We start from the raw sequence: 20,695 nt of genomic DNA, 5'->3' as shown, positions 1-20,695 counted from the left end.
ACTTCGTGGGTGGGGGAAGTTTTCATGAAAACTTCCCCCACCCACGAAGTGGGGAGCGGGGTGGGACTCAGTCCTGGTGGGCTTCGACGAAGGCGTAGACGTCGGCTTCGTCGACCCCGGGGAAGGTGTCGGCCGGTAGCGCCGCCAGGACGTGCGAGTGGGCTCGCGCCGACGGCCAGACCATGCCCTCCCAGCGGCTGGCGAGCTCGGCCGGCGGGCGCTGGCAGCACTCGCCGTTCGGGCAGCCCGACTTCGAGTGGTTGTTGGTGTCACGACCCCGGAACCAGCGCGACTCCGTGTAGGGCACGCCGAGGGTGATCGCGAAGTCCCGGCCGCGGCTCGGGTCGACGTGCCCGACGCACCAGTGCGTGGCACCCGGCTTGTCGGTGTACTGGTAGTACGTCGAGTACCGGTCCGGTGAGGCGAAGACCTGCCGCCCGGCCCAGTACCGGCACATCCGCTGACCCTCGATCGCGCCCGTCGGGTCGGTGGGGAACACCAGCCCGTCGTTCTCGTAGGCCTTGTGGATGATGCCGGTCTCGTCGTTGCGGACGAAGTGGCAGACCAGGTCCAGGTACTGGGTGGCCAGGTTGGTGAACCGGTGCGCCGCCATCTCGTAGGACACCGAGAACACGTCGCGAAGGTCCTCCACCGCCAGGTCGCGCTCGGCCTTGGCGTCCTGCAGGAACGGCACCGCCGACTGCTCGGGGACCAGCACGGCGGCGGCGAAGTAGTTGGCCTCCACCCGCTGCCGCAGGAAGTCGGCGAAGTCGCGCGGCTGGCTGTGCCCCAGCGTCAGGTGGCCCAGCGTCTGCAGCAGGATCGTGCGCGGGCTGTGCATGCCCAGCGATTCCCTGCGCAGGAAGATCCGGCGGTTCTTCTGGTCGGTCACCGAGCGCACCGAGCGCGGCAGGTCGGTGACGAACTTCAGCCGGTAGCCCATGTGCGTGGCGATGGACTGGATGAGCCCCTCCGAGAGCGGCCCGCCGTGGTACCCGATGCGCTTGAGCAGGTCGCTGGCGGCCTTCTCGATCTCGGGGAAGTAGTTGTTGTGCTCGCGCATCATGCCGCGCAGCTCGGCGTTGGCCTTGCGGGCCTCCTCCGGGGTGGCGACCTTCTGCGTCTCGCGGCGCTTGAGCTCCTCGTAGAGGCTCAGCACGTGTTCGAGGGCCTCGGTGGGCAGCCGCTTGCCGACCTTCAGCGGTGGCAGCGACAGCCGCTGGTAGATCGGGTCGAGCTGGGCCTTCTCCACCGCGATCTCCAGCTCGGCGCGCCGGTTGGGGGCCTTCTTCGACAGCAGTTCGTCGACGGAGGTGCCCAGCGCGTCGGCCAGCGACCGCAGCAACGACAGCTTCGGCTCGCGGTGGCCGTTCTCCAGCAACGACAGCTGTGACGGCGCTCTCCCCACGCGGTCGCCGAGCTCAACGAGGGTCAGTCCGGCGGCTCGGCGCAAGTGCCTGAGGCGCTGACCAAACACCAGAAGGTCGTGTTCCGTAGAAAAACTACGGTCTTCTTCGCTCGCGAACTCCGTCATGGCGTTGATGCTAGCAGAAAAACTCGGAAATTTACCTCGAAAATCTGGCCCAGTTTCGCTTGAAGGCGCGCAATATTGATTCCAGCAGGTCGCCAGCGATCCCGGAAGGGGAAAAAATCATGAGCATCCGCGAGCAGGCGAAGAAGGCCGCTGAGGAGCTGCAGCGCGAGTGGGACACCAGCCCGCGCTGGAAGGGCATCGAGCGTACGCACTCGGCTGAGACCGTCGTCCGCCTCCGCGGCTCGGTGCAGGAAGAGCACACCCTGGCCCGTCAGGGCTCGGAGCGGCTGTGGAAGCTGCTGCACGAGCTCGACTACGTCAACTCGCTGGGCGCGCTGACCGGTAACCAGGCGGTCCAGCAGGTCCGCGCCGGTCTCAAGGCCATCTACCTGTCCGGCTGGCAGGTCGCCGCCGACGCCAACCTGGCCGGCGAGACCTACCCGGACCAGTCGCTGTACCCGGCCAACTCGGTCCCGCAGGTCGTCCGCCGCATCAACAACGCCCTCAAGCGCGCCGACCAGATCAACTGGGCCGAGGCGCTGGACCCGGAGGGTGGCGCCATCGAGGGTGAGGACACCCACTGGCTCGCCCCGATCGTCGCCGACGCCGAGGCCGGCTTCGGTGGCGTCCTCAACGCCTACGAGCTGATGCGCGGCATGATCGCCGCCGGCGCCGCGGGCGTGCACTGGGAGGACCAGCTCGCTTCCGAGAAGAAGTGCGGTCACCTGGGCGGCAAGGTGCTCATCCCCACCAGCCAGCACGTCAAGACGCTGAACGCCGCCCGCCTGGCCGCCGACGTCGCCGGTGTGCCGTCCCTCGTCATCGCGCGTACCGACGCCGAGGCCGCGACGCTGCTGACCAGCGACATCGACGACCGCGACAAGCCGTTCATCACCGGTGAGCGCACCGCCGAGGGCTTCTACAAGGTCCGCAACGGCATCGAGCCCTGCATCGCCCGCGCCAAGGCCTACGCGCCGTACTCCGACCTGATCTGGATGGAGACCGGCACGCCGGACCTGGAGATGGCCCGCAAGTTCGCCGAGGCCGTCAAGTCCGAGTACCCGGACCAGATGCTGGCCTACAACTGCTCGCCGTCCTTCAACTGGAAGAAGAACCTGGACGACAGCACCATCGCCAAGTTCCAGCGCGAGCTCGGCCACATGGGCTTCAAGTTCCAGTTCATCACCCTGGCGGGCTTCCACGCCCTGAACTACAGCATGTTCGACCTGGCCAAGGGCTACGCCAGCGACGGCATGACCGCCTACGTCGAGCTGCAGGAGAAGGAGTTCGGCTCGGAAGACCGCGGTTACACCGCCACTCGCCACCAGCGCGAGGCCGGTACCGGTTACTTCGACACGATCAGCACTGCCATCAACCCGGACTCGTCGACCACCGCGCTGGCCGGTTCGACCGAGACCGCGCAGTTCCACTGATCGTGTGGTTGATGGTGGCCGGCGCGCCTGCTGCGCCGGCCACCCCCTGAACGCACCAGCGGCCCTGTGGCGGGGTGTCGGAAAAATCGCAATGGTGCGAAAGCGGGAGGGACCCAGGCGTCGGGTCCCTCCCGTTTTTTCTTTTGTGATGGCGGTGGTTGCTGCCGGGGCTCTTCTGGTGTCGAAATCTCCTGTGCTGTGGGTGGTTTCGTCTACTGACAAGACTCCGTGGTCCCTGTGCTCGGCGGTGCCGGAAGCGGAACCTGAGCGGCTCTCTGGCTCCGGGATCCGAGACTTATGTATGCCAATACACGGCGTGTCGGCTGTCCTCCCCAGAGAGCCGCTCAGAACCCGCGGCGGTGCGGGTTGCGAGGGTGGGGTAAGGAGAAACCGGCTTCGCCGGTTGCCCTATGGGGTCTTCTCGTTCGGGTTTGGTGAACGGTGGGGGTGTTGTGGGGTTGTTCGGAGGTAGTTTTTGAGCATGATCTTTTCGGGGCGGGTTCCTGTGGTGGGGGCGCCGATGGCAGGTGGGCCCAGCACTCCTGAGCTGGCCGCCGCGGTGAGCGGGGCCGGGGGAGTGGGGTTCCTGGCCGGGGCTCTGCTGAGCGAGGAGAAGCTCGGTGAGCAGATCTCGCGGATCCGGGAGCTGACTTCCGAGCCCTTCGGGGTGAACCTCTTCGTGCCGAGCGAGCGGCGGGACCTGCCACTCGACGAGTTCCGGGAGCGGGTCGCCGAGGTCGCCGGGCGGCACGGTGCGGAGCCCGGTCCGGCGGACTGGGACGACGACTCCTACCCGGCCAAGGTGCGGCTCCTCGTCGAGGCGCGGGTTCCGGTGGTGTCGTTCACCTTCGGGCTGCCCGAGGCCGCCACCGTGGACGAGCTGCACTCGGTCGGCTCCGAGGTCGTGATCACCGTGACCACCGCCGACGAGGCCCGGCAGGCCGCGCGGGTGGGGGCCGACGCGGTGTGCGTGCAGGGCATGGAGGCCGGTGGGCACCGCGGGGTGTTCTACGACGACCCCACCGAGCCCGGCGGCGGGCCGCTGCTCGGGTTGCTGGCGGCGATCCGCTCGGTGCGGGACGCGGTCGACCTGCCGATCATCGCCGCGGGCGGTCTGGTGCACGGTGCTGACGTGGCCGCGGTGCTCACCGCCGGTGCGGTCGCCGCGCAGCTGGGGACCGCGTTCCTGGTCTGCGACGAGGCCGGTACGCAGCCGGTGCAGCGCGCCGAGATGGCCGACGGGCAGCGGCAGACCGCGATCACCCGCGCCTTCAGCGGTCGCCCGGCGCGCGGTCTGGTGAACCGCTTCATGACCGGCAACCCCGACGCACCGGCGGCATACCCGCAGGTCAACAACCTCACCAAGCCGATGCGCGGTGCCGCGGGCAAGGCGGGGGACGCCGAGGCCATCTCGATGTGGGCGGGCCAGAGCTACGCCCACGCCCGCCCGATGCCCGCCGCGGAGCTGGTCGCGGTGCTGCGCCGGGAGGCCCAGGAGGCGCTGCGGTCGGTCACCGACCGGCTGTGACCTTCGCGGCCGCGAAATCCGCTGGGGCCGTTGGTCGAGGTCGGATACGTTGATCTCATGAGCGCTGTGACGTCGGTGAACCTGGCAGTAGTGCGGACCGGGGAGTGGACCGGTCGCATCGGGAAGTCCGGCATCGACAAGCGCCCGGCCGGGGGCCCGGTGCGATTCACCGACACCGGTGTCGCGGGCGACTCGGTCTGCGACACCAAGCACCACGGCGCCTGGTACCAGGCCGCCTACGCCTTCGACGCCGAGGAGCTCGCGTTCTGGTCGGCCGGGCTCGGCGCGGAGCTCGTGCCCGGCAACGCGGGCGAGAACCTGACGCTGTCCGGCGCCGACAGCACTTCGGCGCTGATCGGGGAGCGGTGGGCGATCGGCGGCGCCGTGCTGCGGGTGACCGGTCCGCGCCAGCCCTGCCGGGTGTTCGCCGGGTTCTGGGACCTGCCCGGCCTGGTCAAGCGCTTCACCGCGCACGGGCGCACCGGCGTCTACCTGGCCGTCGAGCAGCCCGGCGAGATCAGCGCGGGCGACGAGATCCGCGTGCTGTCCCGACCGGACCACGGCGTGGAGGTCGCCGAGCTCTTCGCGCTGACCATGCGGGGGCGCAGCGACCTCGCCGAGCACGTCGCGGGCTGCCTGCCGGACCTGCCGGAGAAGTGGCGCGCCGCGGCCGCCGCCAAGATCGAATCGGCGCGCGTCACGACCTGACACCGCCGGTCACCAACAGTGATCGCGATGATCACTCGCACGCCCGAGCGGAATGCCCGTCCGGGTGTTGGCCGGGCGTCGAGGGCGCTGCCAGGTTGGTGTCATGGCGAGCGATTTGCAGCGTAAGAAGGTCTCCGTCGTGTTCACCGCGATGGACGCCGACGAGGACGGATTCCTGGAGCGCGCGGACTTCGAGGCGCTCACCGACCGGTGGACGGGCATCCGCGGCGGTGACGGCGCCGACCTGCGCGAGATCATGATGCGCTGGTGGGACGCGCTGAGCGCCACGGCCGATGCCGACCGCGACCAGCGGATCACCCAGGAGGAGATGCTCGCCGCCGTCGGCAACCTCCAGGCGATGCTCGACCTCGTGGTGGCGACCGGTGAGGCGATGTTCGAGGCCGTCGACGAGGACGGCGACGGCCGCGTGGCCGAACCCGAGTACGCCCGCATGATCGAGGCGTGGACCGGGCGCAGCGCGCCGAGCCGCGGCGAGTTCGGCCGCCTCGACCGCAACGGCGACGGCACCCTGTCGAGGTCCGAGTTCGTCACCCACTGGCTCGAGTTCTGGAGCGGCGACGACGAAGGAGCCCCCGGCAACCACCTCTTCGGCCTGATCTGACAGCGATCGGAATTCGTGGTCACCCCGCTCGGCGGTGCCGGCCGGTCCCACATCTGAAGCAGCGCCCCCGCCGCATTCTCACCAGCTGCACCTCCGCTTATCCGGTCTTTCCCGCGTGCTCCGCTCCAGGTGGATGGAACGGCGTGAAGTGCGCAGAATCGATACTGTGACGCGGCACACCCTGTTGTGCGGGCGTTCATTGTGGGAAAGATTGGGCTACAAACAGTTTGGCTTCCTAGTATTTGTGGGGGCCGGTTCGGCGGAGGTGCGGCGAGATGACGAGCGAGCTGGAGCACTTCATCGGAGGCAAGAGGGTGCCGGGGACCTCCGGCTCCTTCGGTGACGTGTTCGACCCCAACACGGGGCGGGTGCAGGCCAGGGTGCCGCTGGCCTCGGTGGACGAGGTCGCGGCCGCGGTCGACAACGCGGCCGCGGCGCAGCCGGCGTGGGCCGCGCAGAACCCGCAGAAGCGGGCGCGCGTGCTCATGAAGTTCCTGCAGCTGGTCAACGACGAGATGGAGGACCTGGCGCGGCTGCTGTCCTCCGAGCACGGCAAGACCGTGCCCGACGCCAAGGGAGACATCCAGCGCGGCCTGGAGGTCGTCGAGTTCGCGATCGGCATCCCGCACCTGCTCAAGGGCGAGTTCAGCGACAGCGTCGGCACCGGCATCGACGTCTACTCGCTGCGCCAGCCGCTGGGCGTGGTCGCCGGCATCACCCCGTTCAACTTCCCGGCGATGATCCCGCTGTGGAAGGCCGCGCCCGCGATCGCCTGCGGCAACGCCTTCGTGCTCAAGCCCTCCGAGCGCGACCCCTCGGTGCCGCTGCGACTCGCCGAGCTGTTCATCGAGGCGGGCGGCCCGCCCGGCATCTTCAACGTCGTCAACGGCGACAAGACCGCCGTCGACGCGCTGCTGACCGAACCGCGCATCGAGGCCGTCGGCTTCGTCGGCTCCTCCGACATCGCCGAGTACATCTACTCCACCGCCGCCGCCCACGGGAAGCGCGCGCAGTGCTTCGGCGGTGCCAAGAACCACCTCATCGTCATGCCCGACGCCGACCTCGACCAGGCCGCCGACGCCCTCATCGGCGCCGGGTACGGCTCGGCGGGCGAGCGCTGCATGGCGATCTCGGTGGCCGTGCCGGTCGGGGAGGCCACCGCGAACGCGCTCGTGGACAAGCTCGTCGAGAAGATCGCGGGCCTGAAGGTCGGCACCAGCTTCGACGCCGACGCCGACTACGGCCCGCTGGTCACCCGGCAGGCTTGGCAGCGCGTCCACGATCTCATCGGCGCCGGCGTCGACGAGGGCGCGAAGCTCGTGGTCGACGGCCGCGACTTCGCGCTGAAGGGCAACGAGGACGGCTTCTTCATGGGCCCGACGCTGTTCGACGACGTCACCGCGGACATGCGGATCTACCGCGAGGAGATCTTCGGCCCGGTGCTGTCGGTCGTGCGCGCCGCCGACTACGAGGAAGCGCTGCGGCTGCCCAACGACAACGAGTACGGCAACGGCGTCGCGATCTTCACCCGCGACGGCGACGCCGCCCGCGAGTTCGTCAACCGGGTCAACACCGGCATGGTCGGCGTGAACGTCCCGATCCCGGTGCCGATCGCCTACCACACCTTCGGCGGCTGGAAGCGGTCCGGATTCGGCGACCTCAACCAGCACGGGCCCGACTCGATCCGCTTCTACACCAAGACCAAGACGGTCACCTCCCGCTGGCCCTCCGGACTCAAGGAAGGCGCCAGCTTCACCATCCCGACCATGCACTGATCGCGCGGGTGGGGACCGGCGAACCCGGTCCCCACCCGGCCGCGAGGAGGGAGTCGACGTGTCCGTCGCAGCAGTGGCGAGCTCGCCCTTCGAGCTCACCGACGACCAGCGCGCCATCCGCGAGGCCGCGCTGGAATTCGCCCACGACCAGCTCGCCCCGCACGCCGTGGAGTGGGACCAGGACAAGCACTTCCCGGTCGAGACGCTGCGGGCAGCCGGAGAACTGGGCATCGGCGGCGTCTACGTCGACGAGGCCCACGGCGGCAGCGGGCTGAGCAGGTTCGACTCGGTGCTCATCTTCGAGGCGCTGGCCGGGGGAGATCCGTCGATCGCCGCCTACATCTCGATCCACAACATGTGCGCGGGGATGATCGACCGGTTCGGCAGCGACGCCCAGCGGGCGCGCTGGCTGCCGGGGTTGTGCTCGATGGAACGCCTCGCCAGCTACTGCCTGACCGAGCCCGGCGCGGGTTCCGACGCGGCCGCGCTGCAGACCAGGGCGGTCCGCGACGGCGACGACTACGTGCTCACCGGGGTCAAGCAGTTCATCTCCGGCGGCGGCAGCTCCGACGTCTACGTGGTCATGGCCCGCACCGGCGAGCCCGGCCACAAGGGCATCTCCACCTTCGTCGTGGAGGCCGGGGCCGAAGGGCTCTCCTTCGGCGCCAACGAGAAGAAGATGGGCTGGAACGCCCAGCCCACCCGCCAGGTCATCTTCGACGGCGTCCGGGTGCCCGCCGACCAGCGGCTGGGCGAGGAGGGCATCGGCTTCCGGATCGCCATGGCCGGGCTGGACGGCGGACGGCTCAGCGTCGGCGCCTGCTCGCTCGGCGGCGCGCAGGCCGCGCTGGACAAGTCGCTGGGCTACGTCCGCGAGCGCAGCGCGTTCGGCTCCAAGCTCAGCGAGTTCGAGGCGCTGCAGTTCAAGCTCGCCGACATGGCCACCGAGCTGGAGGCCGCGCGGCTGCTGCTGTGGCGGGCGGCCTGGGCGCTGGACACCAAGGACCCGTCGGCCACCAGGTTGTGCGCGATGGCCAAGCGGCTGGCCACCGACGTGGGGTTCACCGTGGCCAACGAGGCACTTCAGATCCACGGGGGATACGGATACCTTGCCGAGTACGGCCTGGAGAAGATCGTCCGCGACCTGCGGGTGCATCAGATCCTGGAAGGCACCAACGAAATCATGCGGCTGATCATCTCCCGCGGTCTGCTGGCGGCCTGACCGCCGCCGCGGGGGCAGCACCTTGCACAACGATGGAGTTTCCGATGACGGAGTCCGAGATCCTGGTCGCCGAGAACGGCTCGCTCGGGCGGATCACGCTCAACCGCCCGAAGGCCCTCAACTCGCTGACCCTCGGCATGGTCCGGGAGATGACCGAGGCGATCGAGGGCTGGCGCGACGCCGGGCACATCCGGGCGATCCTGATCGACGGAGCCGGTGAGCGCGGCCTGTGCGCGGGCGGCGACGTGCGCGCCCTGCACGACGCCGCCAAGGCCGGGGACGAGTCGCTGCCCTCGGCGTTCTGGACCGAGGAGTACCGGCTCAACTCCGCGCTGGCCAACTACCCGAAGCCGGTCGTGGGGATCATGGACGGCATCTGCATGGGCGGCGGCGTCGGCATCACCGCCCACGGCTCGCACCGGGTGGTCACCGAGCGCTCCAAGGTCGGCATGCCCGAGACCGGCATCGGCTTCATCCCCGACGTCGGCGGCACCTACCTGATGTCGCGCGCCCCCGGCGAGCTGGGCACGCACCTGGCGCTGACCGGCAGCGCGGTCGGCGGCGCGGACGCGCTGTACTGCGACCTGGCCGACCACTACGTCGACAGCGCCCGGCTGCCCGCGCTCGTCGAGGCGCTGAGCAGCGGCGACGTCGACGAGGTGCTGAGCCGGTTCGCCGCCGAGGCGCCCGAGCCGCCGCTGGCCGAGCACCGCGAGTGGATCGACGCGGCCTACGCGGGCGACGACGTCGAGGCGATCCTGTCCCGGCTGGCCGAGCGCCCGGAGCAGGCCGCGCAGGACGCCGCGAAGACCATCGGCACCAAGTCCCCGACCGCGCTGAAGGTGACGCTGCGGGCGCTGCGCAGCGACTACGCCTCGCTGGAGCAGGCGCTCACCCAGGAGTACCGGCTGGCGATGGCGTGCGTGCGCATCGGCGACTTCGTCGAGGGCGTGCGCGCCGCCCTGGTGGACAAGGACCGCAACCCGCAGTGGTCGCCCACCAGCCTGTCCGAAGTGGACGAATCGCGGGTGCAGAAGTTCTTCGAACCGGCAGCCGACGAGCCGACGATCTTCGGCTGAGCAGCGGGTGCCGGGGCCTTGGCGGTAGTTCGAGCAGAAGGGTAGTGACAATGGCTGTCATCGGTTTCATCGGACTCGGTCACATGGGCGGTCCGATGTCGGCGAACCTCGTCAAGGCCGGGCACGCCGTGCGCGGTTACGACCTCGTCCCGACCGCGCTGGCCACCGCCGCCGACAACGGCGTGACCACGGTGTCGTCCATCGCCGAGGCGGTGGACGGGGCCGACGCGGTGATCACCATGCTGCCCAGCGGGAAGCACCTGCTGGACGCCTACGACGAGGTGCTGCCGAACGCCGCCTCCGGCGCGCTGCTGATCGACTCCTCCACGGTGGACGTCGCCGACGCGCGCACCGCGCACGACCGCGCGCAGCAGGCCGGTTTCGGCAGCATCGACGCCCCCGTCTCCGGCGGCACGGCCGGGGCCGAGGCGGGGACGCTGACGTTCATGGTCGGCGGCTCGGAAACCGACTTCCAGCGCGCCGAGAGCGTGCTGGAACCGATGGCGCGCAAGGTGATCCACTGCGGCGGTCCCGGCAACGGGCAGGTCACCAAGATGTGCAACAACCTCATCCTGGGCGCCTCGATGATCGCCGTCGGCGAGGCGTTCGTGCTGGGCGAGCGGCTGGGGCTGTCGCACGAGGCGCTCTACGACGTCGCCTCGGTCTCCACCGGCCAGTGCTGGGCGCTGACCACCAACTGCCCGGTGCCCGACCTGGTGGAGACCAGCCGCGCCAACCACGACTACGAACCCGGCTTCGCCGCGGCCCTGATGCTCAAGGACCTCAACCTGGCGGTGTCGGCGGCCGAGCAGTCCGGCACCGACACGGCCATCGGCCGCCTGGCCACCGAGCTCTACCGCCGCTTCAACGAGGAAGGCGGCGGCGGTCAGGACTTCGGGGCCATCATCAAGTCCATCCGGGAGCACTCCGGGAGCTGACGCCGCTGAGCGCTCGGCCGGGTGACGACGTCGCCCGGCCGAGCGCTGTGCGACGGGCGCCACGGTCACCCGCCGGGGGTGCGCGCAGTGCGGCGGTGCCGCGCGTACGCTGCGCGTTGTGTTGGAGTTGCTGGTCGAGTGGTACGACGGCGTCGAGCTGTGGTTGGTGCAGCTCGTCTACCCGCTGCAGGTCGCCCTGGTCCTCGCAGTCCTGGTGCCGTTGTGCTGGGGGGTGGCGCGAGTCGTCGACCGCGCGGTGGACGGCATCAGCGCCCGATTCACCCGCGCGAGTGACTCCGAACCGCCGATCGAACGCGGCGACGGGGAGATGACCGGGCGGAGGGGAAGAGCTGCGTGAGCTCGCGGAAGCGCATTACGTCGGCGTTGGTCGGGCTGGTCGCCCTGGTCGTGCTGGGGTGGTTCGGCAAGGACGTCGTCGCCGACTCGCCGACCAGCACCGAGGTGCCGGGTGCCAGCCAGTCGGGGCTGCAGGTCCAGCAGCTGTCGAAGCTCCCGCCGGAAGCGGGCAAGACCTACCAGCTGATCGTCAAGGGCGGGCCGTTCCCGTACCCGGGCAAGGACGGCTCGACGTTCGGCAACCGCGAGGGCGAGCTGCCCGCGCAGAAGTCCGGGTACTACAAGGAGTACACCGTGCCGACCCCCGGATCGAAGGATCGCGGGGCGCGCAGGCTGGTCACCGGCAGCCAAGAAGAGGTGTACTACACCAGTGATCACTACGAGTCGTTCGTGGTTGTGGATACGACGGGTTGAGTGCCATGTTCGGGACGAAACGGGCCAGCAGGTTGCGGAAGGAGCAGCCGGTGAGTGACCAGCCGACCGCCGACGTCACGACGCGCGAGGCCGTCGCCGCCGCCGAGGAGCGGGGCGCGACCGCTCACGTCCTCGACGGCGTCGACCTGACCAGCAAGCGCACCACGCTCGACGGGATCGCCGCGGTCCTGGACTTCCCGGAGTGGGCGGGGCGCAACCTGGACTCGCTGTTCGACTGCCTGACCGACCTGTCCTGGCTGCCCGAGGGCGAGCACGTGCTGATCTGGTCGGGCTTCCAGGACCTGGCCGACCACGATCCGAAGGCCTTCAACGGCATCAACTCGGTGCTGCGGGACGCGGCCGAGCGCCCCATGTGCGGCCGCCGCTTCACCGCGGTCCTGACCCGGTCGTGAACAGCCGCTGGTAATGGCGAATGCCGATGGCCGGTGGAACTTCCACCGGCCATCGGTCGTTTCGGGGTCACTTCAGGGCGTCGGGGACCCAGTTGGGCTTGCGCTTCTCGGCGAAGGCCGTGATGCCCTCCTGGCCCTCCTCGCCCGCGAAGTGCTTCGCCGAGAGCTGCAGCATCTCCGCGAAGTCCTCGGACATCGACGCCGGGCGCTGGGCGGTGAGCATGGCCTTGGTGGCGGCCAGCGCGTTCGGGCCGCCGAGGGCGAGCATGTCGGTGTAGCGCTTGACCTCCGCGTCGAGCTGCTCGGCCGGGACGGCGGAGTTGAGCAGGCCGATCTCCGCGGCGCGGGTGCCGTCGAAGGTCTCGCCGGTGAGGAACAGCTCGTGCGCCTGGCGGGCGTCGAGGCGGGGCAGCACGGTCACCGAGATCACCGCCGGGACCACGCCGATGCGGACCTCGGTGAAGGCGAACGTGGCGGACTCGGCGGCCACCGCGATGTCGCAGGCGGCGACGAGACCCACCCCGCCGGCGCGGGCCGGGCCCGCCAGCTTCGCCACGACCGGCTTCGGGCTGGTCCAGATCTGCTCCAGCAGCGCCGGGAACTCGTTGACGCCCTGCTGGTCGGAGTCCGCCGAGCGCGACTCCTTGAGGTCCATGCCCGCGCAGAACACCTTGCCGGTGTGGGTCAGGACGATCACGCGCACCGCGTCGTCGTCCATCGCGGTGTCCAGGTGCGCCTTGAGCTCGCGGCGGAGCTGGGCTGACAGGGCGTTGCGGTTGTGCGGCGAGTCCAGGGTGATCGTTCCGACCCCGTCCGCCACCTCGAAGTGCACGAGCTCATCCATGCCCGAGACGTTAACCAGCCCAACACCTCCGGCGCCACACCCGTTCCTCGACCTGGGTGCGGTTTTCGGGGAGGGGTAGTGGGACAGTTTTAGCCATAATTGTCCGGACAAAAAGGACATTGATCATGGGTGATTATGGCTAAAACTGTCCCACTGCCGAGCACCTTCGGCGCCCCCGGGGGGGAGAGACCTCGGGGGTGGGGGTCAGGTGGGTGGGTAGCGGGTGGTCCAGGTGGGTGGGCGGGGGCCGAACTCCTGGACTGCGTCTTGGGCGAGTTGGGCTATGACGTCGTGGAGTTCCAGTTCGGCGGTCCAGCGCTGGGGGATGGCGGCAGCCCCCGCGCCTGCGGCCGTGAGGGTGCCTGCGATGGCCGTGGTGGCGGCGCTGTTGCCGGAGTGGTTGGCCGCGATCGGGAGGGCGCGGTCGAACTCGCCGCCGGCTGCCAGGGCCGCGTGGAGGCCGATCGCGAGCGCCTCGGCGGCCGTGCCCGCCGTGCCGAGCTCGCGCTCCAGCTCCTCCGGGGTGAGCCGCTCTCCGGCCGCGAGGTCGCGGGCGGCCGTGAGGCGGCGGGTGACCTCCTCGTGCCCGGTGTGCGGGGCGAGCTGGGCGAGGACGCCGGTGGCCGCGTCCGCGAGCGGCTCGCCGACCAGCAGCCGCGAGACCAGGAACCCGAGCGCGCCCGCGCTGAGCAGCGCCGTCGGGTGGCCGTGGGTGAGGGCGGCGCTGCGCATGCCCAGCGCGAAGACCTCCGACGGGTCGTCCGACCACAGCGCCGCCGGGACCGCGCGCAGGATCGCGCTGCTGCCCGCCGAGTCGCTGACCGGCCGCTCCGGGGTGCCCATCGGCTGCTGGCCCTTGGCGAACGCGATCAGCGTGCGCATCATGGTGCGCCCCGGGTTCCGGGTCTGGAACAGCGCCCGCTGCTGCACCAGCCAGCCGTCGGGTTCCGGCGTGCCGCTCAGGAACTCGCCCGCGGCGCGCGGCCAGCTCAGGTGCTGGGTGTGCAGCCAGCGCTGGTACGCGTGCTGCAGGTGCCGGATCGGGTCGTCGGTGTCGCCGCTGCGGCGGGCGACGTTGGCGCGCAGCACGCCCTCGACGGAGAACAGCAGCAGCTGGGTGTCGCTGCCGACCCGGCCCGACGGGTGCCCGGCGGGGACGTAGTCGGTGAGCCCGTCGGCGCCGTGCCGCGCGCGGATCTCGTCCCACGGGTCTGAGGCGATCGGCATGCCCATCGCCTCGCCGACCGCGCAGCCCAGCACTGCGCCCAGGAACCGGTCCCGCGAGGCCGCCAGCCGCGGCACGCCGCTCAACCCGGTCCGGTAGTCCGATGTGGACGGAACGGCGGCGCCCGCGGAGTCGTCGGCGGGGTAGCGGCCCTCCCAGGCGGCGGATTCGTCGGGCTCGGGCCCGAACTCGGTGAGCGCGTCCCGCCCGAGCCGCTCCACCACCTCGACGATCGGCAGCCGCTCCAGCAGCTCGGCCGGGATCGCGGTGGGGCCGTGCAGCGCGCCGAGCAGCTGCCCGCACAGCATCGCCGCGCTCGCCGGGTCGCCGTCGTGCTCGGCGGCCGAGTCGATCGCCGTGCCGAAGTCGTCCTCGCAGGCCAGCGCCACCCGCGCGGCCGCCGCCAGCACGCCCAGACCGCTGCGGGAGGTGCCCAGGTGCGTCGAGCGCGGGCGGACGCCCGCAGGGCTGAGCAGACCCAGCCGCAGCGCCTCGCCGAGCGCCGTGCGACCCGACTGCCATCCCGAGATGCCTTGCCGCAGCGAGGTTTCCAGGTCGTGTCCGCGCAGCAGCCACAGCGTCGCGGCGCCGAGCACGCTCGCCGGGTTGTGCCCGTGCGGATGCCCGTGGGTGAGCGCGGCCAGATCGCCGCCGAGCGCGAACACCGCGCCCGGATCGCCCGACCACAGCGCGGCCAGCGCCCCCAGGGGCACGGCCGTGGCCGAATCGGCGTGGTTGATCGGGTGCTGCCTGCTGCCCTGCGGGTGCCCGGCGACGACCTTCGCCACCGAGGTCAGCAGCGTCGGCTCGTCGCTGGCCCGATCGCGCAGGCCGGGCTCGGTCACCAGCGAACCGCTGGGCCGGGGCGCGTCGCCGCCGCAGTCCCGCCACGGCACTCCGCGCGTGTGCAGCCAGCGGCGCAGCGCCGACTGGACGGCCGCGGTCGGCTCGCCGGAACCGGTGGAGCGCAGCTGGGTGTGCGCGCGGATCAGCCCTTCCAGCGCGAACAGCAGCGCGCCGGTGCGCTGACCCACGCGGCCGAGCGCGGCGAACTCGCCGACCGCACCGCCCAGCAGCAGGCCGAGCACGCGGGCCGAGGCACCGGGCAGACCGCCGTCGCGGCCGGCGAGACCGGTGTCCGCTGACCCCGCCTCCGGCGAGAGGCGGTGCTGGAGCTCGGCCGCCCACAGCGGGCGGGACGCGGGGTGGCCGTCCCAACGGCGCCAGACCGCCAGCAACCGGCGCTCCACCGGGTCGCGCCGGCAGGCGGCCAGCAGCGCGCGTTCGTCCGAGTCCAGCCCGCGTAAGTCCACTGAGGATTACCCGGCGTGCTGCGCCGCGGGTTCGGGCGTCTCGACGGGTTCCGGCCGCTCGACGGGTTCCGGGGCCTCGACCTCGGACGTGTCCGCCTCGGCCAGCAACCGCTCCAGGAGCTCTCTCAGCTCCAGCTGTTCGAGCCACTCCGGCGGGAGTTCGCCTGCTCCGCGCGCGGTGCCCATCAGGGCGCCGCAGATCGCCGCGGTCGCCGCGCTGTTGCCCGCGTGGGTGGCCGCCAGCGACACCGCGTCGGACACCGAGTTCGGGTGCGACAGCGCCGCCGCCACCGCGATGGCCAGCGCCTCCGGCGCGTGCCAGCCCAGTCCCAGCGACTCCAGCACCGTCGGCGACACCGGGCCGCTGGTGGCGATCTCCACCGCCGCCCGCAGACCGCGAGCGGTGTTCTCGGCGCCCTCCATCCGGTCCAGCTCGGCGAGCACGGCCTGCGCGGAGTCGATCAGCGTCCGGCCGCCGTCCAGCCCGCACACCAGGCCCGCCAGCGCCGCCGCAGGCAGGTAGCCGTCCGGGTGGCCGTGGGTGAGCACGCCGATGCGGGCACCCAGCTCGACGGCCTCGGTCAGGTCGGCGGCCTGGAAGCCGACCACCGCGCCGCGCGCCGCCGCGGTGGCGTTGCGGGCGTCGTTGGGCGGGTTGCCGGGGGTGGGGTTCTCGCCCCGGTCGCCCCAGCGGGCCATCGCGGTCAGCGTCGCTTCGTCCGGGAACCGCTGCGCGCGCAGCACGTCGGTCCCGGCGAGCGCGCCGCCGCCGTCCGGCGTCGGGCGGCCGCCCTGGGTGCGCACCCAGTCCCGCAGCGAGGCCCGCACCAGCGACGGCTTGTCCGGGTTCTCGCCGTTCAGCCCGGCAAGCACGAACGCGGTCTGCTGCGCGTAGGACGTGCCGGAGCCCCGGCGGCCGAACAGCTCGGCGTACTCGCGGACCCCGTCGGGGTTCTCGCGAAGCGTGGTGAGCAGGTCGCTGAACATCCAGGGCGCGCCGAGCGCGTCGCCGACGGCCGTGCCCAGCACGCAGCCGGTGAACCGGTCGTGGCGGCTGGGCCGGACCTGCTCCTCCTCGACGAGCTCGGGTTCCTCCTCGGGAACCTCCTCCTCGGCGGCGGCTTCGCCGACGAGCTGCGCGGCGCGCTCCTCGCCGAAGGCCTCCGCCAGGAGCTTGTGCAGGCCCTGGCCGAGGTCGGCGTTGGTGCTGCCGTCGTCGTTGTCGCGGAACTTGCGCCACGCCAGCAGCAACCGCAGTTCCTCGTCGGAGAGCCCGTCGTCGTCGGATCCCTGCTCCGCCGCCGATGCCTCGGCGGCGGGCTGCTCGGCAGCGGGCTCGGGGGTCGGCTCCTCGACCGGGGTCGCCGCGACGGGAGCTTCCTCCTCGACGACGGTCACCTCCGGTTCCGGCTCCTCCTCGATGACGGCGTCCTCGACGACGGGGGCGTCCTCGACCTCGGCATCCTCGACCGCGGGGGCGTCCTCGACCGCGGGGGCGTCCGGTCGCTCCTCGGGAACCGGGTAGCGCGCCGCCCACAGCTTCCCGGACGACGGCTTCGGGCCGAACTCCAGATCCGCGTCGGCGGCCAGGAACTCCAGGGTCTCGCGCAGCTCCAGCTTGTCCTGCCAGTGCGGCGGGATCGCGGTGGCGGTGTGGGCCGCGCCCATGATGCCGCCGCAGATCGCCGCGGTGGAGTCGCTGGCGCCGGAGTGGTTGGCGGCCAGCACCAGCGCGTCCGGGAACGACTCCGGGTGGGTGAGCGCCGCGCAGACGGCGATCGCCAGCACCTGGGCGCCCGAGTGCGCGGTGCCGAAGGCCTCCTCGATCTGCTCCGGCGTCGGCGTGCCGGTGGCGGCGAGCTCGACGGCCTTGCGCAGCGCGGTGATGGTCTCCTCGTGACCGTCCCACTCGGACAGCGCGATGAGCGTGCGATCCACCGCTTGCGGCAGCGAGCGGTTGGCCAGCAGCTGGTGCACCAGCAGCGCGAGCGCACCCGCGGGCAGGTAGGCGCTGGCGTGGCCGTGGGTGAGCAGCGCGGTCCGCACACCGGTGCGGAAGGCCTCGGCCGGGTCGTCGGACCACAGCGCGGCCGGGGCCGAGCGGGTCACCGCGCCCCAGTCGGCGGCGTCGTTCGGCGGCTTGTCCAGCGAGCCCTGCTCGTTGCCCCCGGCGAAACCGCGCAGCGCCTGCATGCTGGTCATGCCCCGGGCCCGCCGGTCGAACAGCTCGCGCTGGTCGACCAGCCAACCGTCGGGCTGCTCGCCGCTGCCGCCCGCCTCGGCCCAGTCGACGCCCTGGGTGTGCAGCCAGCGCTGGTAGGCCTGCTGCACGTGGACGGCCGGGTCGGCCGAACCGTGCAGGCGGCGGGCGGTGGAGGCGCGGATGAGGCCCTCGGTGGTGAAGGCGGTCAGCTGCGTCTCGTCGCTGATCGACCCGGCGGGCCGGTGACCGTCGACGTAGTCGATGAGCCCGGAATCGCCGTACTTGGCGCGGATCTCGGCCAGCGAGTCGGCCTCGATCGGGAAGCCGAGCGCGTCACCGGCAGCGGTGCCCAGCAGCATCCCCAGGATGCGCTGGGTGCGCAGGTCCTCCGGGGTGCTCGGCGGGGCGGGCGCGGCCGATTCCGGCGGCGACACCACGGATTCGACCTCCGGGGCGGTCACGACCGGTTCGGGGGACTCCTCCGGTTCCCCTGCGGTGCCCGGGGTTTCGCCGTCGTCGGCGGGGGTTTCGGCGCTGGGAGCTTCGGCGCCCGGGGTTTCCGGGTCGGGGGTTTCCGGGTTCGGCGCCTCCGCGCGCGGCAGGGAGGCGGCGAAGTCCAGGTCGGAGACGTCGCCGGCGGCCGGGTAGCGCTTGGCCCACGCGTCGCCGGTGGGCGGGGTGCCGCGGAACTCCAGCAGACCGTCCTTGGCCAGGGATTCCACGACCTCGCGCTGCCGCAGGTCGCGCAGCCACACGCCGGGCAGCGCGGCGGCGCCGTGCCGGGCGCCGACGATGTTGCCGCAGATCGCGGCGGTCGAGTCGCTGTCGCCGGAGTGGTTGATCGCGATCATCAGCGCGTCGGCGATGGTGTCGGTGCTCAGCGCCGCGCACACCGCGATGGCCAGCGCCTCGTGCCCGGACCAGCCGCTGCCGAGGACGTCCTTGACCTGCTCGGGCGTGGGCTTGCCCTTCCCGGCGAGGTCGACGGCGGCCTGCAGCGCGCGTTCGGTGTCCTCGTGGTCGCGGCAGGTCTTGAGCAGCTCGCGCGCCTGCGCCAGCGCGGACTCCAGGGATTCCTCCCGCAGCAGCCGGTGCACCAGCACCGCCAGCACACCGGCGGGCAGGTAGGCGTTGGGCTGGGAGTGGGTCAGCGCGGCGGTGGCGGCGGCGAGCTCGAAGACCGAGCGGGCGTCGTCCGACCACAGCGCGACCGGGGCGGCGCGGACCACGCCGCCGCAGTCGTCGGAGTCGTTGATGGGCCGCTCGAACGTGCCGGGCGCCCCGACCGAGGCGAACTCGCGGAGCGCGCTGATGGAGCTGCTGTTGGGGGAGCGGACCGCGAACAGGTCGGACTGCTCGACCAGCCAGCCGTTGGCCTTGGGGTGCTTGGCGGCGAACGGGCCGGCCGAGCGCATCCACGCGTAGCCCTGGGTGTGCAGCCACCGCTGGTAGGCCAGCTGCACCGCGGGCAGCGGACCGGCGGAGTCGCCGCTGCGGGCCAGGCTGTGCGCGCGGATCAGGCCTTCCAGCGTGAACAGGGTCAGCTGGGTGTCGTCCGTGAACTCGCCGGGGTGCTCGGCGTTGCGGTCGTACTCGGTGACGCCGTCGTCGCCGAAGCGGCTGCGGATCTGGTCGATCGGGTAGAACTCCACCGGCGCGCCCAGCGCGTCGCCGATCGCCCCGGCCAGCATCGATCCCAGGAACCGGCGGCCGAACTCGGTCTCGGCCGGGTCGGCGGGAGCGGCGGAGCCGGCAGGCGTGGTGGGGACGGCGGGGGTGGCGGGACCGACCGGTACGGCCGGGGCCGGGGTCGGCGGCACCGGGGGCACGGCGGTCCCGGCGGGCGGCGACATCGGCGTGCCCGCGGGCGGGGAGGCCGGAGGTCCCGGGGGCACCGGAGTGCCCGGAGCGACCGGGGTGCCGGCGACCGAGTTGCCGGCGACCGGGGTGCCGGCGGGCGGGGACATCGGCACGCCAGCGGGTTTCGGCGGCACCGAGGCGGCGATCCGCACCAGGTCCTCACCGGGCATCCGGGCCTTGACCGGGCTCGTCGGGTTGATCTGCAGGTCGACCCCGGCGAGGGGGTTCGCGGCCAGCTGCCTGCCGGTCATGCGCTGCCAGGTCGTCCAGTTCGGCGGCAGGAAGCCGTCGGAGGTGAACACCTGGAGCTGGCGGCGCCCCGACTCGTGCTCCATCGTGAACAGCCCGCTGCCCTGCGGCTGGGCGAACAGGATCAGCTCGGAGTCGAGCATCGCGGCCAGCAGCGCCTGGCCCTGGGCGTACCCGGTGGTGGTCAGCTGCAGTGCGCGCTCGACGTCGTTGGTAGGCGCGGGAAGGCGCAGCGCGACCGGGGACGGGCGGTAGTTCGGGTTGGGGGAGAAGTCGTCGGTGATCTCACCCTGCTCGTCGACGCGGTAGCCGCCGATGAACCCCCACGGCGGCACCTCCGCGTTCGGGTCGGTGAAGATCGGGTCGACCACGTACAGCCAGGTGTTGGGCTGCTTCTTGGCCTGTTCCCGCATAGCCGGTGTGATGACCGGTCGACTCGGCTGCTGCGTGTTCATCTCGCCCTGTTGTCCCTGACTCCCTGTCCAGCCTTGCATTGATCGCCCCCACAGCGACGGTCACTCGAACGCGCGGGCCTGGCGGGCGAACGATGCACGGTGAGCTGCCGGTACCCCGTCCAGACGCCGCCCTGCACTCTCTCATGACCTCATGGGATGAATCGTAGTCTTTGAGAGAACAACTCTGCGTGAAAACTCAGCGGCGCGGGGTCCGGTGGATCACACGGCGGCCGGGGCGGGGAGGGTTCACCCGGCGGGACCGGAGCGCTCAATCGGACAGCGCGGCGGCCATCAGGCAGCCCAGGCACGGCATGCCCGCGGGCCCCTCCAGCGCCTCGGCCTGGCCGGGCGCGATGCTGAAACCGCAGTAGGCGCGCAAGGTTTCGGGAAGCGGGCCGCCGCTGGGCACGGGGAAGAAGTGACAGGACTTGTCCTGCTCGCTGCGCGCGAACTCAGGGCGGACCCGCGCGATCAGGTGCGGGATCGAGCTCATCGGGCACTGACCCCCTGCGCGCGCAACCCT

The 20,695-nt window shown here is 71.6% G+C and carries 16 protein-coding genes; 11 read left to right on the top strand and 5 right to left on the bottom strand.

What is annotated here, in order from left to right; all coding sequences use genetic code 11:
- Window positions 1-67: 67 nt before the first annotated feature.
- The gene (locus tag QFW96_RS24235; protein ID WP_281458021.1) at window positions 68-1,534 is read right to left on the bottom strand and encodes a helix-turn-helix transcriptional regulator; all 1,467 of its coding nucleotides are present in this window, start codon (window positions 1,532-1,534) and stop codon (window positions 68-70) included.
- Between the two features lie 119 nt (window positions 1,535-1,653).
- On the opposite strand from QFW96_RS24235, the gene aceA reads away from it, so the two are divergent.
- From aceA to QFW96_RS24180, 11 genes are all read left to right on the top strand, one after another.
- Complete coding sequence (aceA, locus tag QFW96_RS24230; protein WP_281458020.1) at window positions 1,654-2,967, top strand: isocitrate lyase; 1,314 nt, start codon at window positions 1,654-1,656, stop codon at window positions 2,965-2,967.
- A gap of 481 nt (window positions 2,968-3,448) precedes the next feature.
- Window positions 3,449-4,495: an NAD(P)H-dependent flavin oxidoreductase gene (locus QFW96_RS24225; RefSeq protein WP_281458019.1), complete on the top strand. Its 1,047-nt coding sequence runs from the start codon at window positions 3,449-3,451 to the stop codon at window positions 4,493-4,495.
- Between the two features lie 57 nt (window positions 4,496-4,552).
- The gene (locus QFW96_RS24220) at window positions 4,553-5,203 is read left to right on the top strand and encodes an MOSC domain-containing protein (RefSeq protein ID WP_281458018.1); all 651 of its coding nucleotides are present in this window, start codon (window positions 4,553-4,555) and stop codon (window positions 5,201-5,203) included.
- Window positions 5,204-5,306: 103 nt separating this feature from the next.
- Complete coding sequence (locus tag QFW96_RS24215; RefSeq protein ID WP_281458017.1) at window positions 5,307-5,825, top strand: EF-hand domain-containing protein; 519 nt, start codon at window positions 5,307-5,309, stop codon at window positions 5,823-5,825.
- Between the two features lie 275 nt (window positions 5,826-6,100).
- A complete protein-coding gene (locus QFW96_RS24210) occupies window positions 6,101-7,600 on the top strand; it encodes a CoA-acylating methylmalonate-semialdehyde dehydrogenase (RefSeq protein WP_281458016.1) in 1,500 nt (499 codons plus the stop codon).
- A 58-nt stretch (window positions 7,601-7,658) separates the two neighbouring features.
- Entirely contained in the window at window positions 7,659-8,822 is a 1,164-nt protein-coding gene (locus tag QFW96_RS24205) for an isobutyryl-CoA dehydrogenase (protein ID WP_281458015.1), read from the top strand.
- Between the two features lie 44 nt (window positions 8,823-8,866).
- Window positions 8,867-9,901, top strand: a complete 1,035-nt coding sequence (locus QFW96_RS24200) for an enoyl-CoA hydratase/isomerase family protein (RefSeq protein WP_281458014.1) — start codon at window positions 8,867-8,869, stop codon at window positions 9,899-9,901.
- Window positions 9,902-9,951: 50 nt separating this feature from the next.
- Window positions 9,952-10,839: a 3-hydroxyisobutyrate dehydrogenase gene (gene mmsB, locus QFW96_RS24195; RefSeq protein WP_281458013.1), complete on the top strand. Its 888-nt coding sequence runs from the start codon at window positions 9,952-9,954 to the stop codon at window positions 10,837-10,839.
- 118 nt (window positions 10,840-10,957) lie between these two features.
- Window positions 10,958-11,197: a hypothetical protein gene (locus QFW96_RS24190; protein ID WP_281458012.1), complete on the top strand. Its 240-nt coding sequence runs from the start codon at window positions 10,958-10,960 to the stop codon at window positions 11,195-11,197.
- Window positions 11,194-11,610, top strand: a complete 417-nt coding sequence (locus QFW96_RS24185) for a guanyl-specific ribonuclease (RefSeq protein ID WP_281458011.1) — start codon at window positions 11,194-11,196, stop codon at window positions 11,608-11,610. Before QFW96_RS24190 ends, QFW96_RS24185 begins: the two co-directional genes overlap by 4 nt.
- Window positions 11,611-11,660: 50 nt before the next feature.
- Window positions 11,661-12,023, top strand: a complete 363-nt coding sequence (locus QFW96_RS24180; RefSeq protein WP_425442043.1) for a barstar family protein — start codon at window positions 11,661-11,663, stop codon at window positions 12,021-12,023.
- A gap of 67 nt (window positions 12,024-12,090) precedes the next feature.
- Here the strand turns inward: QFW96_RS24180 and QFW96_RS24175 are convergent, their stop codons facing one another.
- The 4 genes from QFW96_RS24175 to QFW96_RS24160 all read right to left on the bottom strand — a co-directional run bounded on the left by QFW96_RS24175 (window position 12,091) and on the right by QFW96_RS24160 (window position 20,665).
- On the bottom strand, window positions 12,091-12,867 hold the full coding sequence (locus QFW96_RS24175; protein ID WP_281458010.1) for an enoyl-CoA hydratase family protein: 777 nt from the start codon (window positions 12,865-12,867) through the stop codon (window positions 12,091-12,093).
- Window positions 12,868-13,071: 204 nt separating this feature from the next.
- Window positions 13,072-15,405, bottom strand: coding sequence for an ADP-ribosylglycohydrolase family protein (locus tag QFW96_RS24170; RefSeq protein ID WP_281458009.1), 2,334 nt, complete (start codon window positions 15,403-15,405; stop codon window positions 13,072-13,074).
- A 6-nt stretch (window positions 15,406-15,411) separates the two neighbouring features.
- Window positions 15,412-20,130: a type VII secretion system-associated protein gene (locus tag QFW96_RS24165; RefSeq protein WP_281458008.1), complete on the bottom strand. Its 4,719-nt coding sequence runs from the start codon at window positions 20,128-20,130 to the stop codon at window positions 15,412-15,414.
- Between the two features lie 310 nt (window positions 20,131-20,440).
- Entirely contained in the window at window positions 20,441-20,665 is a 225-nt protein-coding gene (locus QFW96_RS24160; RefSeq protein WP_093421019.1) for a hypothetical protein, read from the bottom strand.
- Between the last annotated feature and the right edge of the window lie 30 nt (window positions 20,666-20,695).

It is taken from the genome of Saccharopolyspora ipomoeae (assembly GCF_029952525.1).
GTDB classification, from domain to species: Bacteria; Actinomycetota; Actinomycetes; order Mycobacteriales; family Pseudonocardiaceae; genus Saccharopolyspora; species Saccharopolyspora ipomoeae.
Note: the sequence above shows the minus strand (reverse complement) of the source record. Positions and strands in the feature narration are given on the sequence as shown.

Coding starts and splice junctions, on each gene's coding strand:
- QFW96_RS24235 (WP_281458021.1), bottom strand. CDS start 1,534: ATGACGGAGTTCGCGAGCGAAGAAGACCGTAGTTTTTCTACGGAACAC.
- QFW96_RS24175 (WP_281458010.1), bottom strand. CDS start 12,867: ATGGATGAGCTCGTGCACTTCGAGGTGGCGGACGGGGTCGGAACGATC.
- QFW96_RS24220 (WP_281458018.1), top strand. CDS start 4,553: ATGAGCGCTGTGACGTCGGTGAACCTGGCAGTAGTGCGGACCGGGGAG.
- QFW96_RS24215 (WP_281458017.1), top strand. CDS start 5,307: ATGGCGAGCGATTTGCAGCGTAAGAAGGTCTCCGTCGTGTTCACCGCG.
- QFW96_RS24225 (WP_281458019.1), top strand. CDS start 3,449: ATGATCTTTTCGGGGCGGGTTCCTGTGGTGGGGGCGCCGATGGCAGGT.
- QFW96_RS24200 (WP_281458014.1), top strand. CDS start 8,867: ATGACGGAGTCCGAGATCCTGGTCGCCGAGAACGGCTCGCTCGGGCGG.
- QFW96_RS24160 (WP_093421019.1), bottom strand. CDS start 20,665: ATGAGCTCGATCCCGCACCTGATCGCGCGGGTCCGCCCTGAGTTCGCG.
- aceA (WP_281458020.1), top strand. CDS start 1,654: ATGAGCATCCGCGAGCAGGCGAAGAAGGCCGCTGAGGAGCTGCAGCGC.
- QFW96_RS24210 (WP_281458016.1), top strand. CDS start 6,101: ATGACGAGCGAGCTGGAGCACTTCATCGGAGGCAAGAGGGTGCCGGGG.
- QFW96_RS24165 (WP_281458008.1), bottom strand. CDS start 20,130: ATGCGGGAACAGGCCAAGAAGCAGCCCAACACCTGGCTGTACGTGGTC.
- mmsB (WP_281458013.1), top strand. CDS start 9,952: ATGGCTGTCATCGGTTTCATCGGACTCGGTCACATGGGCGGTCCGATG.